This window comes from Enterobacter sp. FB (genome assembly GCF_000805795.1).
GTDB classification, from domain to species: domain Bacteria; phylum Pseudomonadota; class Gammaproteobacteria; order Enterobacterales; family Enterobacteriaceae; genus Enterobacter; species Enterobacter roggenkampii.
Window position 1 is genome coordinate 75,617 of sequence record NZ_JSZC01000014.1, and the last position, 13,055, is coordinate 88,671.

Here is a 13,055-nt window from a genome sequence, read left to right on the forward strand (position 1 = left end):
TTGTACTTTCGGGTGTAGCCCGGTTACCAGCGGTAGTCGTTGCGTTTTTCCCAGTCGCCCACTTCTTTTTCCGCCTGGTCTTTTGCGTAGCCGTAACGCTCCTGGATTTTACCGACAAGCTGATCGCGTTTACCTTCGATGACGGTCATGTCGTCATCCGTCAGCTTACCCCACTGTTCTTTCGCTTTACCTTTGAACTGCTTCCAGTTGCCGCCGATTTCGTCTTTATTCATCATCGTGTCCTCTTCGTTAAGCGTCGGGTCGTAACGTCCGTTACGTTCTTTTCTGCTGGACGTGATAATTATTGTAGTTAAGGATTCCGTGGTTAATTTCATATTCGGAATCTTTAACCGTCACGATATATCGGAGCGCGAGGGAAACCAGGTATTGTTTTGCCAGTGTCGGTGCCAGATAAACGCCAGCGATAATCCGCGCAGCGAGAGGAAGACGGCCAGGGCCAGCCATAAACCATGATTCCCCAGCCAGGGGAGCGTCAGGAGCGTCAGGCCAAATCCGGCCGCCGCGACAGCCATACTGTTGCGCATTTCGGCTCCGCGCGTCGCCCCAATAAACATGCCGTCCAGCAGATAACACCAGACGCCAACCACCGGTAAGACGACTTGCCAGATGAGATAGTGGCTCGCCAGCTCGCGCAGCGCAGGGAGAGAGGTAAGCAATGCAACGATCTGCTCACCGAAGCAGGCGTAAACCAGACCAAAGGCCAGCGCCACCAGCCCCGACTGACGGCAGGCAGCCCGCCAGACCTCCCGTAGCTGCCCGCTTTCGCGCGCGCCGTACGCCTGTCCGGAATGCGCTTCAACCGCGTAGGCAAAGCCGTCCAGCGCATAGGCGGTAAAGGTCAGAAGCGTCATCAATACCGCATTCACCGCAACGATTTCCGGCCCCAGTCGAGCCCCGAAAACCGTCAGCGCACCAAAGCAGAGCTGAAGAAGAAGCGAGCGCAACATGATGTCACGGTTGAGCGCCAGCAGCTTACGGATATTGCCGCGCCATGCGGTTTTGAGCAGCGCCAGGGAGATCCCGCGCATGGCCAGCACACGCCGGACCATCCACAAGCCAATGATAAAGGTCCCGTATTCGGCAATCGCCGTCGCCAGCGCCGCGCCCTGCACGTTCATATGCAGACCCATGACCAGCCAGACGTCCAGAACAATGTTGAGCAGATTACCCACCACCAGCAAAATCACGGGCGCGCGGGCGTACTGCACGCCCAGTAGCCACCCCAGCAGAACCAGGTTTGCCAGCGAGGCGGGTGCGCTGAGCCAGCGGATTTCCAGGAACCGTCGCGCCTGCGCCAGTACCGCTTCGCTGCCACCGACGATATGAAGCGCAAGATCGATCAGGGGGGCCCGCAATACAACGATTAACGCACCCGCGCCAAGCGCGAGGATCAGCGGCTGCACCAGTGCGCGCGCCAGACGCAGCGGATCTTTCGCGCCATAAGCCTGTGCGGTAAGACCGGTGGTACTCATGCGCAAAAAGAGCAGCAGCATAAACAGGAAGCTGGTTGCCGTCGCGCCAATCGCCACGCCGCCAAGATAAACCGGTGAATCAAGATGGCCTATAACGGCAGTATCAACCAGCCCCAGCAAGGGCACGGTAATATTGGAGAAAATCATCGGCAGAGCAAGACGCCACAATGCCTTATCGGATGCCGTCAGCAGTGACATGAAAGATACCGGGAGTGGGGAATGAATCAGGCTACAGCGGTGCCATAGCCTGTCAGGAAGAGATTACAGCCATTCACCGTTGCGAATCACGCCTACCGCCAGACCTTCAATAGAGAAGCTCTGTTCGCGGAGGTCGACCACAATCGGGGTGAACTCGCTGTTTTCGGGCAGCAACTGAACAGTGTTACCCTGCTTTTTCAGACGCTTAACGGTCACTTCGTCATCAATGCGTGCGACCACGACCTGGCCGTTTCGCACGTCCTGAGTTTTATGCACCGCAAGCAGATCGCCATCAAGAATGCCGATGTCTTTCATCGACATGCCGCTGACGCGCAGCAGGAAATCAGCGCTCGGTTTGAACATGCCGGGATCGACCTGGTAGTGACCTTCAATATGCTGTTGTGCCAGCAGCGGCTCACCTGCAGCAACACGACCTATCAGCGGAATGCCCGTCTCTTCTTCCACCAGCAGGCGGATACCACGCGACGCGCCTGACACAATCTCAATCACACCCTTACGCGCCAGCGCTTTCAGGTGTTCCTCGGCAGCATTCGGAGAACGGAAGCCCAGACGCTGCGCGATTTCCGCACGCGTGGGTGGCATACCCGTCTGGCCGATATGATCCCGAATGAGATCAAACACCTCTTGCTGCCTGGTCGTTAACGCTTTCATTCCGCCCCCTGGGTGTATATACAGTTATGCTGTGAGTATATACAGTCAAAGGCGATTTTGGAACCAAAAACTGCACAAAAAACCAGGGACTTAATTATTCCTCGAGGCTCATCGGAAATGTGACCAAAGCAGGGTGACCCAGGTGATAACGGCAGTGATAATCGCCAGCAACACGGCAGCAGAGCCCATGTCTTTTGCACGGCCAGAAAGCTCATGGAAATCGGAACCAATGCGATCAACAACGGCCTCAATAGCGCTATTAAGAATTTCCACTATCATCACCAGAAGTACGGAACCGATAAGCAGTACGCGGGTAATCGCATCAACATCAAGGAAACAGGCGACGATCACCGCGATGATTGCGGCGACGCCCTCCTGGCGAAAAGCGGCTTCGTTGACCCATGCGGCACGGAAACCTTTCCATGAATAGCCGGCGGCTTTGATGATACGCGTTAACCCAGTGGTATTATTGGCCATTAAAAGAACCTTTTTTAAAAAAGAGCGTCATTAACATGAGGCGGAGCGCGTTTCGCTACAGCCTGAAGTATGACGGGTAACAACAGAAATTTTGCGCGCTTTCTGTTATCCTTGCGCCGCAATTGCATTATTAACCAGAGGCTTTACATCGTTTATGTCCGGCTGGCCACGAATTTACTACAAATTACTTAATTTACCATTAAGCATCCTGGTAAAAAGCAAGTCTATCCCAGCAGAACCCGCGCTGGAACTGGGGCTCGATACGTCGCGCCCTATTATGTACGTTTTGCCTTATAACTCGAAGGCAGACTTACTGACGCTTCGCGCCCAGTGTCTGGCGCATGACTTACCTGACCCGCTTGAACCGCTGGAAGTTGACGGTACGCTGCTGCCGCGCTACGTCTTCATCCACGGCGGGCCGCGCGTGTTTACCTATTACACGCCGAAAGAAGAGTCCATCAAGCTGTTCCATGACTATCTCGACCTGCACCGCAGCAACCCCGATCTGGATGTGCAGATGGTGCCGGTATCGGTGATGTTTGGTCGTCGTCCGGGTCGTGAAAAAGGCGAAGAGAATCCGCCGCTGCGCATGCTTAACGGCATCCAGAAGTTCTTCGCGGTCTCCTGGCTGGGACGCGACAGCTTTGTGCGCTTCTCTCCTTCCGTTTCGCTGCGTCGCATGGCGGACGAGCACGGCACCGACAAGATCATCGCGCAAAAACTGGCGCGCGTGGCGCGTATGCACTTCGCCCGTCAGCGCCTGGCTGCCGTAGGGCCACGCCTCCCGGCGCGTCAGGATCTGTTCAACAAGCTGCTGGCTTCAAAAGCGATCGCCCGCGCCGTTGAAGATGAAGCGCGCAGCAAGAAAATTTCGCATGAGAAAGCTCAGCAGAACGCCATTGCGCTGATGGAAGAGATCGCAGCGAACTTCTCTTACGAGATGATTCGCCTGTCCGATCGTATTCTTGGCTTTACCTGGAACCGCCTGTATCAGGGCATCAACGTGCATAACGCCGAGCGCGTGCGTCAGCTGGCGCACGATGGCCATGAGATTGTCTATGTCCCCTGCCACCGCAGCCACATGGACTACCTGCTCCTTTCCTACGTGCTCTATCACCAGGGGCTGGTGCCACCGCACATCGCAGCCGGTATCAACCTGAACTTCTGGCCCGCGGGCCCGATTTTCCGTCGCCTGGGCGCGTTCTTTATTCGTCGTACCTTCAAGGGCAACAAGCTCTACTCCACCGTGTTCCGCGAGTATCTTGGCGAGCTGTTCAGCCGCGGCTATTCCGTGGAGTACTTCGTGGAGGGCGGTCGTTCCCGTACCGGTCGTCTGCTCGATCCGAAGACCGGCACGCTGTCGATGACCATCCAGGCCATGCTGCGCGGAGGCACCCGTCCGATCACGCTGGTGCCTATCTACATCGGCTACGAGCACGTGATGGAAGTGGGCACGTACGCGAAAGAGCTGCGCGGTGCGACCAAAGAGAAAGAGAGCCTGCCGCAGATGCTGCGCGGCTTGAGCAAGCTGCGTAATCTCGGTCAGGGCTACGTGAACTTCGGCGAGCCGATGCCGCTGATGACCTACCTGAACCATCATGTGCCGGAATGGCGCGAGTCCATCGATCCTATCGAAGCGGTGCGTCCGGCCTGGCTGACGCCAACGGTTAACGGCATCGCATCCGAGCTGATGGTGCGCATTAACAACGCCGGTGCGGCTAACGCCATGAACCTGTGCTGTACGGCACTTCTGGCTTCGCGTCAGCGCTCGCTGACCCGTGAACAGCTTACGGAGCAGCTGGATTGCTATCTGGACATGATGCGTAACGTGCCGTATTCGGTTGACTCGACCGTGCCTTCTGCAACCGCCAGTGAACTTATCGATCACGCGTTGCAGATGAACAAGTTTGAAGTGGAGAAGGACACGATCGGCGACATCATCATTCTGCCGCGCGAGCAGGCGGTGCTGATGACCTACTACCGCAACAACATCACGCATATGCTGATGCTGCCGTCGCTCATGGCCGCCATTATTACCCAGCATCGTCATATCTCCCGTCAGGAGCTATTGCGCCATCTTGAGACCATCTATCCGATGCTGAAAGCGGAGCTGTTCCTGCGCTGGAGTAAGGATGAGCTGGCGACAGAACTGGATAAGATGACGGAAGAGATGCGTCGCCAGGGGCTGATTACCCTGAACAACGACGAGCTGCACATCAATCCGTCACGCTCCCGCACCCTGCAGCTGCTGGCGGCCGGTGCGCGCGAAACGCTGCAGCGCTACGCCATCACGTTCTGGCTGCTGAGCGCGAACCCGTCCATCAACCGCGGTACGCTGGAGAAAGAGAGCCGGACGCTGGCCCAGCGCCTGTCCGTTCTGCACGGCATTAACGCCCCTGAATTCTTCGACAAAGCGGTCTTCAGTTCTCTGGTGCTGACGCTGCGCGATGAAGGCTTCATCAGCGATACGGGTGATGCCGAGCCGGAAGAGACGTTGAAGGTGTACCAGATGCTGGCAGAGCTGATTACCTCGGACGTGCGCTTAACGATTGAGAGCGCCACGCAGGGCGAGTAACACAATGCCGGGTTATGGCCCGGCCTGACGCCCTGGATAATAAAAAGGCCCGGTAAGCGCTGACGCTACCGGGCCTTTTTTTGCCTTGTTAAATCATTGCATTTAGCTGAGCAGCGTAAAGGCAATCATCCCGACAATTGCCCCCGTCGTGCCGAGGATAGTTTCCATCAGCGTCCAGGTTTTCAGGGTTTGCGCTTCGGTGGCGCCGGTAAACTTACCGAACAGCCAGAAGCCGGCGTCGTTAACGTGAGAGACCACAATCGAACCGCCCGCGATACAGATAGAGAGCGCGGCCATCTGGGCCCCGGAGTAGTTCAGCTGTTCAATCACCGGCATCACCAGACCCACGGCGGTTAAACACGCCACGGTGGCGGAACCCTGGATGATACGCACCGCCGCAGCCAGCACAAAGCAGGTGACCGCAATCGGCAAGCCCATCCCGGTCAGCGCTTCGCCCAGAGCCGGGCCCACGCCGGAATCCACCAGCACCTGCTTGAACACGCCGCCTGCACCGATCACCAGCAGGATAATCCCCGCAGGCTGCAGCGCCGCACCGCAGATCTCCATCACCCGGTCTTTTGGCATCCCCTGACGCATCGCCAGACCGTAAATCGCCACCAGGCACGCCACCAGGATCGCCGTGAACGGATGACCAATGAACTCAAACCATTCGTAGGCGGTAGAACCGACCGGCACAAAGCGCGCGGCGATGGTTTTCAGGCCCACCAGCACCAGCGGCAGCAGGATCAGCGACAGGCTGAAGCCAAAGGATGGCATTTTGCCCTCGCCCAGGTGCGGCTCGGTAATGTCGTCCGGAATGTGCAGCTCAACGTAACGGCTGATGAAGTTGCCCCACAGCGGACCGGCAACAATCATCCCCGGGATTGCCGCGCACAGGCCAATCAGGATCATCCAGCCAAAGTCGGCGTGCATCTGGGAAGCCAGCAGCATCGGGGCAGGCCCCGGCAGCAGAAACGCTGCGGCCGCCGCCACGCCCGCAAACAGCGGAATGACCAGCTTCACGAGGTTAGTGCCGGTATGGCGCGCCATGGAGAAGGCGACGCTTATCAGCAGCACAACGGCCACTTCAAAGAACAGGGGCAGTGCGCAAATCAGACCGGCCAGGCCAATCGCGTAGTGCGCGCGGCTGTGGCCAAAGGATTTCAGCATCTTGACGGCAATCTGGTCGACCGCGCCCGTCTCGTGCAAAATCTTGCCAAACATCGCGCCCAGCGCGACCACAATCGCCAGGAAGCCCAGCGTACCGCCCATCCCTTTTTCCATCGTCGCGGCGATCTTGTCGAGCGGCATACCGGAAAAGAGACCAGCACCAATAGAAACCACCATCAAAGCAACAAAGGCGTGCATGCGCGCCTTCATCACTAAAAACAGCAGCAGCAATACCGAACCTACTGCTGTCAAAACTAGCGTTAATGTACTCAAAACTTACTGCCTTTTATTAATGACCTCGATGGTGCTGGCAACAACACCCTCCAGTGACTGATCGATATCAACCACTAAGACGTCTTTTTCGTCTTCACCCGGCTCCTGCAGCGCTTCAAACTGCGTCACCAGCATCTGGGTTTTGAAGAAGTGACCTTTACGCGCCTTCAGGCGGCTTTCAATCACCTCGAAATCCCCTTTCAGGTAGATGAAAGAGAGGTTCGGGTTGCCGTCACGCAGCAGATCGCGGTAGGTTTTTTTCAGCGCAGAGCAGACGATCAGGGAAACTTTATTGGTGCGCTGCATGGCAAACGCGGCATCGTTCAGCGCCTGTAACCACGGTTTACGGTCGTCGTCGTTCAGCGGCTCGCCGGAGGCCATCTTCATGATGTTGCTGCGCGGATGGAGGAAGTCGCCATCAAGAAACGCCGCATTAAGTTGATGCGCCACTTCGCTGGCCACGGCTGATTTCCCGCTACCGGAAACGCCCATCAGGACGTAGACGTGGTGATCATGATTAGTCGTGCTCAAAGGGTGTCCCTCAGTCAATTGTTACGGGTAACAGTTATCGGTAACATTGTCCTGCCGGGGCAAAAGAGAAGCAATATCCAAACGTGCGCGAAGTGAATAAGTGTGAGCTACTTCAAATTTGTCAGTTCAAATAGATCCACCCGGTGACAAGGTGAAACCTAAATCTAACATTTTCGGCGTAACCGTCTCGCCACGAATGCGCGCCAGCAGGCGTTCTGCGCCAATGCGGCCCATACGTTCACGCGGCGTCAGGACGCTCGCCAGACGCGGCTCCATCACCTGACCGATGTCATGGCCGTGGAAACCGGCGATCGCCATATCATCAGGGATCTTCAGCCCCAGACGCTGGCACTCAAACGCTGCGCCGACCGCAAGGTCATCGTTGGTACAGAAAATACCGTCCAGTTGCGGATACTCGCGTCGCGCCTGACGCATCAGCTCAATACCCGACGTATAGGAAGAGGACTGCTCCACCATCACGCTGTACGGGGTTAAGTTCGCGTCGAGCATCGCCTGCTCGTATCCCTTCTGTTTGATGATAGTACGTTCATCAAGACGCGCACCCAGATAGGCGATATGACGATGCCCGCGGGCGATAATGGCCGCCGTCATCTGGCGCGCCGCTTCGAAGTTATCAAAGCCGACGGCGATGTCGAGGCACGGCGACTGGCTGTCCATCAGCTCCACGACCGGAATACCGGCCACTTCAATCATTTTGAGCGTGCGGGCAGTGTGGGTACGTTCGGTTAAAATCAGGCCGTCAATGTTCCAGGAAAGCATCGATTCAAGACGTTCCTCTTCGAGTTCCGGCTTGTACCCGTAGTGGGCGAGCATGGTCTGGTAACCAAACGCATCGGTGACGCTTTCAATTCCACGTAATACTTCGGCGAAAACCTGGTTGGTCAAAGAAGGAAGCAGAACGCCCACCGCGCGGCTGGTCGCATTCGAGAGAATATCGGGTGCACGGTTGGGGATGTAACCCAGTTCATCAAGGGCAGCGGCAATCTTGCCACGTAACGCCACGGAAACCTGTTCCGGGTTACGTAAAAAACGGCTGACCGTCATTTTGGTCACACCGACGCGATCGGCGACATCCTGAAGTACGGGGCGTTTCTTTTTCATCGTCCTGAGAAATCTTGAAGTGAGAGATTCGCTCAGTTTACCACGGACAAAGCCCATCCTTCCCCTGTCAAAGGGAAGGATGGGGATTTATTTATGTTTTATTACACCGGCGGCAGGTCAAACAGCAGAATTTCGCTTTCGCTGTCGGCATGCACGGAGATCGCCTGCTCATCCCAGATGGCCAGACCATCGGCGGTTGTCGCTTTGGTGCCGTTGATGGACACCTCCCCTTTCACCACCTGGATCCAGACGCGGCGGTTAGCGGCAATCTGATGCACGGACTGTTCATCTTTCGCCAGCGCCCAGCGGTACAGCTCCATATCCTGATGCACTTTCAGGGAGCCTTCACGCGCATCCGGGGAGAGCACCAGCTGTTTACCCTGTTTGGCGTCGAAGCGGCGCTGCTCGTAGCGCGGCGTGATGCCGGTCTCTTCTGGAATGATCCAGATTTGATACAGGTGCAGTTTTTCCGTTTTGCTTGGGTTGTACTCGGAGTGACGCACCCCGGTACCCGCGCTCATAATCTGGAACTCGCCCGCCGGAACCTGCTCTTTGTTGCCCATGCTGTCCTGGTGCTCAACCGCGCCTTCCAGCACATAGGTCAGGATTTCCATGTCTTTGTGCGGGTGGGTACCAAAGCCCTGGCCTGCATCAATCACGTCGTCGTTAATCACCCGCAGTGCGGAGAAGCCCATGAAGTTCGGGTCGTAGTAGTCGGCAAACGAGAATGAATGCCATGAGTCCAGCCAGCCATGATTCGCGTGACCACGTTCGTTTGCTTTGCGTAAGTAGATCATTGTTTTCACCCTCAGTTCGTTTCGATGGAGTAAGTGTGGACGCAAACGGCCTGGGATCATAGAGGGTGAAAATTGACTCCTCTGTTCAAAAATTGTGAACAAGTTCAGAGGAGCCGTTTTTGCTTATTTTGCGAGGGTTACCGTGGCAGGAGAAGCCTGTCCGAAGGCCCGCTCAAGGATTTCGAGGTTGGTCAGAACGTCAGATTCCTTGACGTAATTCGCCGTGCCGTTTGTGAGGGTCTCAAACAGCGCATCATAGACGCGGCCATAGTCGCCGGTTTCCGGCTTAAGCGTTTCTTTGACCGTCACGCCCTCATCGTTCACATACTCCAGCACGCCCACGGAATCGTCCGCCGCAAAGCCAGGTTCACCGGGCATGATATTGGCCTTCAGGCTGGTCTCCTGCTGGTCGATACCGTATTTGATAAACGAACCTTTTGTGCCGTGAACGATAAATTTCGGGTAGTCGATCTTCACCAGGTGGCTGGTTTTGACGATGGCTTTAAGGTCGCCGTAGAACAGCTGGGCTTCGAAGGTATCGTCCGGGTTGGCTTTATTGCGCAGGCTGCGAATGTCATACGTCACGTGGTCCGGGCGGCCAAACAGGGAGATGATCTGGTCCATGGTGTGCACCCCCAGCCCGTAGAACGAACCATCCTGCGGCAGTCCGGGTTGCGTTTCCGCCACCGGGCGGTAGTAATCGAAGTGACTTTCGATCTCCACAATGTCGCCGAGCTTGCCGCTTTCAATCGCTTTTTTTGCCGTCAGGAAGCAGCTGTCAAAGCGACGGTTCTGATACGGCGTGACGGTCAACCCTTTACTTTTCGCCAGCGCGAACAGCGCTTTCGCTTCGGCGATGGTCGGGGTGAACGGCTTTTCTACCAGCACGTTTTTGCCCGCTTCCAGCGCGCGTTTCGCATAGTCAAAATGGCTGTCGGCGTGGGTGCAGACAACCACCAGCGTGACCTGCGGATCGTTAAGCACCTCATCGAGATCGCTGGTGAAATGGATGTGGGAGTACTGCGGAGACTGCTCCTCCGGCTTCGCGCGGCGGCGGTAGATATGGGCCACATGCCAGCTGTCTTTGCGGTTAAGGACATACGGCAGGTGATAGCGGGTGGTGCTTTTGCCAAATCCAATAAATGCACAGTGTAGTGTCATGGCTCAGTCCTTTTGGAAGGTTACTGAGTCTAACCATAACAAAAAAAAAGCCAGCTAAAAGCTGGCTAAAGTAATACTGGAAGCAATGTGAGCAATGTCGTGCTTTCAGGTTCCCGTAGCGGTCTTCCTGAATGCAGAGCAATAATAATCATTCTCATTCGCACTTGTCCAATACTTTTTGCAAAAAATAGCGGTTGACTCAAATTTTAAAGTCATTGATGTTGGAAGGGCCTTTTAACTGACTGAGGAACAAGGAATGAGTGAGATAGTGATACGCCACATCGAACCCAGCGATGCAGAAGCTTTACGTGACATCATGTCGCATCCTGATGTGTATCACGACACGCTACAGCTCCCTCATCCTTCTATGGAAATGTGGCACGAACGCGTTGCGACAAAACCAGGCCGGCGCCATCTCGTTGCCTGTCTGGACCAGCGCGTTATTGGACATATGGCACTGGACGTAATGGAAAACCCGCGTCGCAGCCATGTTGCCACATTCGGCATCAGCGTGGCTGCGGATATGCAGGGACGCGGCGTAGGCCGCAGGCTCATGAGCGAGATGATCAACCTGTGTGACAACTGGTTGCGTATTGAACGTATCGAACTGACGGTCTTTGCCGATAACCCCTCGGCAGTTGCCCTCTATAAAAATTTTGGTTTTGAAATCGAAGGAACCGGCAAGAAATTTGCCCTGCGCAACGGCGAATATGTGGACGCGTATTATATGGCGAGAATGAAGTAATGATTTGCCGGGTGGCGGCTTCGCCTTACCCGGCCTACGTTCGTGCAGTTGTAGGCCCGGTAAGCGCAGCGCCACCGGGCAACACATCAATACCCCGCCGTCAAATCATCCACCGAACGCGGATCTGATGCGCCAAACAGCGCTCCGTCCGGCCCCACCATAATGCTCTGGGTGCTGCCCATCGCCTCTTTCACCGCCACCTTCTGCCCACGCTGCTCAAGCAGTTTAATGGTGTCCGGGCTAAAGCCCTTCTCGACGCGCAGCTCGTCCGGCAGCCACTGGTGGTGGAAACGCGGGGCGTTAGTCGCTTCGGCGACGTTCATCCCAAAGTCGATACTGTTTACCACCATCTGTAATACGGTGGTGATAATCCGGCTGCCGCCCGGGCTACCGGTTACCAGCCAGGTTTTGCCCTCTTTCACCACGATGGTGGGCGACATGGACGACAGCGGACGTTTCTTCGGCCCTACCGCATTCGCATCGCCGCCGACCAGCCCGTAGACGTTCGGCACGCCCGGCTTGGCGGAGAAGTCATCCATCTCGTTGTTCAGCAGAATGCCGCTGTTGCCCGCCACAATCCCGGTGCCGAAGGTGGTGTTGAGCGTATAGGTCACCGCCACCGCGTTACCGTCTTTATCCACCACCGAGAAGTGGGTGGTCTGGTTGCTTTCATACGGCGCCAGCTTGCCGGGACGGATCTCGCTCGACGGCTTGGCCTTGTTGATATCAATCTGATCGGCAATGGATTTGGCGTACGCCTTGTTGGTCAGCGCCTGCCACGGCACCTTCACGAAGTCCGGGTCGCCGAGATATTCCGAGCGGTCAGCGTAGGCGCGTTTTTCCGCTTCCGCCATTATCTGCATGGCATCCGCGCTGCCGAAGCCGAACTTGTGCATATCGAAGTTTTCAAGAATGTTGAGGATCTGCACGATGTGAATGCCCCCGGAAGACGGCGGCGGCATGGAGAAGACCTCGTACCCGCGGTAGGTGCCGCTAATCGGCTCGCGCTCCACCGCCCTGTAGTCCGCCAGATCCGCTTTGGTGATGAGCCCGCCGTTCTTCTGCATCTCTTGTGCAATCTGGTCGGCAATCGCCCCTTTGTAGAAAGCGTCCGGACCGTGCTCCGCAATCAGCTCCAGGCTTTTGGCGAGGTTCTTCTGCACCAGCTTATCGCCCTTCTTCAGCGGTTCACCGTCTTTCCAGAAGATCGCCTTACTGTTTTCGTGATTCGGAATGACTTCGCTGCCGTAGGTTTTGAGGTCGTCTGCCAGGGCGTCATTCACCACAAAGCCCTCCCGCGCCAGCTTGATAGCAGGCTGAACCACCTTGTTCAGCGGCATCGTGCCGTATTTTTCCAGCGCCAACGAGAAGCCCGCAACGGTGCCCGGCGTGCCGGAGGCCAGGTGCGAGGTCAGGGATTTTTTACTGTCCGGGTTGCCCTGGTCATCGAGGAACATGTCCCGTGACGCCTGAGAAGGCGCCATTTCACGGAAGTCGATGGCGGCGGTTTTCCCGTCTTTGGTGCGCAGCATCATAAAGCCGCCGCCGCCCAGGTTCCCCGCCTGCGGGTGCGTCACCGCCAGCGCATAGCCGACAGCGACCGCCGCATCCACCGCGTTACCGCCCTGCCTGAGAATATCAACACCCACGCGGGTCGCCAGCGCATCCACCGACGCCACCATGCCGTGGGTTGCCCGCACGGGATGAAAGACATCTTCCTCCACGCCGTAAGAGACCGGAGGCGCCGCGGGCGGGTTGGCCGCCACGCTAAATGTACCGCCTGCCATCAGCGCGGCGAGGGCGACCCAGCGCAAAAACGTTGGTTTCATCATTATTGTTCT

The 13,055-nt window shown here is 56.6% G+C and carries 12 protein-coding genes; 2 read left to right on the plus strand and 10 right to left on the minus strand.

Annotated features, from left to right (window positions below; genetic code table 11):
- Positions 1–23: 23 nt before the first annotated feature.
- From PI91_RS20125 to PI91_RS20140, 4 genes are all read right to left on the minus strand, one after another.
- Positions 24–233, minus strand: a complete 210-nt coding sequence (locus PI91_RS20125) for a CsbD family protein (RefSeq protein WP_014830284.1) — start codon at positions 231–233, stop codon at positions 24–26.
- A gap of 120 nt (positions 234–353) precedes the next feature.
- Positions 354–1,691, minus strand: a complete 1,338-nt coding sequence (gene dinF / locus PI91_RS20130) for an MATE family efflux transporter DinF (RefSeq protein WP_021242751.1) — start codon at positions 1,689–1,691, stop codon at positions 354–356.
- Positions 1,692–1,754: 63 nt separating this feature from the next.
- Positions 1,755–2,363 (minus strand): transcriptional repressor LexA, encoded by a 609-nt coding sequence (gene lexA, locus PI91_RS20135; protein WP_008503366.1) that lies wholly within the window; start codon positions 2,361–2,363, stop codon positions 1,755–1,757.
- Positions 2,364–2,471: 108 nt separating this feature from the next.
- Entirely contained in the window at positions 2,472–2,840 is a 369-nt protein-coding gene (locus PI91_RS20140) for a diacylglycerol kinase (protein WP_021242750.1), read from the minus strand.
- Between the two features lie 154 nt (positions 2,841–2,994).
- Here PI91_RS20140 and plsB point away from each other — a divergent pair, with 154 nt between their 5' ends.
- Entirely contained in the window at positions 2,995–5,415 is a 2,421-nt protein-coding gene (plsB, locus tag PI91_RS20145) for a glycerol-3-phosphate 1-O-acyltransferase PlsB (protein WP_021242749.1), read from the plus strand.
- 102 nt (positions 5,416–5,517) lie between these two features.
- On the opposite strand, the gene gntU is transcribed toward plsB, so the two are convergent.
- The 5 genes from gntU to PI91_RS20170 form a co-directional block, all read right to left on the minus strand.
- Positions 5,518–6,858 carry a gluconate transporter gene (gene gntU / locus PI91_RS20150; protein WP_039266980.1) on the minus strand — a complete coding sequence of 447 codons (1,341 nt, stop codon included), beginning with the start codon at positions 6,856–6,858 and terminating at the stop codon, positions 5,518–5,520.
- A gap of 3 nt (positions 6,859–6,861) precedes the next feature.
- Positions 6,862–7,389, minus strand: a complete 528-nt coding sequence (gntK, locus tag PI91_RS20155; RefSeq protein ID WP_014833578.1) for a gluconokinase — start codon at positions 7,387–7,389, stop codon at positions 6,862–6,864.
- Positions 7,390–7,515: 126 nt separating this feature from the next.
- The gene (gntR, locus tag PI91_RS20160; protein ID WP_021242747.1) at positions 7,516–8,511 is read right to left on the minus strand and encodes a gluconate operon transcriptional repressor GntR; all 996 of its coding nucleotides are present in this window, start codon (positions 8,509–8,511) and stop codon (positions 7,516–7,518) included.
- Between the two features lie 101 nt (positions 8,512–8,612).
- A complete protein-coding gene (locus PI91_RS20165; protein WP_008503360.1) occupies positions 8,613–9,308 on the minus strand; it encodes a pirin family protein in 696 nt (231 codons plus the stop codon).
- 123 nt (positions 9,309–9,431) lie between these two features.
- Entirely contained in the window at positions 9,432–10,469 is a 1,038-nt protein-coding gene (locus PI91_RS20170) for an oxidoreductase (RefSeq protein WP_039266981.1), read from the minus strand.
- A 256-nt stretch (positions 10,470–10,725) separates the two neighbouring features.
- On the opposite strand from PI91_RS20170, the gene yhhY reads away from it, so the two are divergent.
- Positions 10,726–11,214 carry an N-acetyltransferase gene (yhhY, locus tag PI91_RS20175; RefSeq protein WP_008503358.1) on the plus strand — a complete coding sequence of 163 codons (489 nt, stop codon included), beginning with the start codon at positions 10,726–10,728 and terminating at the stop codon, positions 11,212–11,214.
- Positions 11,215–11,300: 86 nt separating this feature from the next.
- On the opposite strand, the gene ggt is transcribed toward yhhY, so the two are convergent.
- The gene (gene ggt, locus PI91_RS20180) at positions 11,301–13,046 is read right to left on the minus strand and encodes a gamma-glutamyltransferase (RefSeq protein ID WP_186437261.1); all 1,746 of its coding nucleotides are present in this window, start codon (positions 13,044–13,046) and stop codon (positions 11,301–11,303) included.
- Positions 13,047–13,055: the final 9 nt, after the last annotated feature.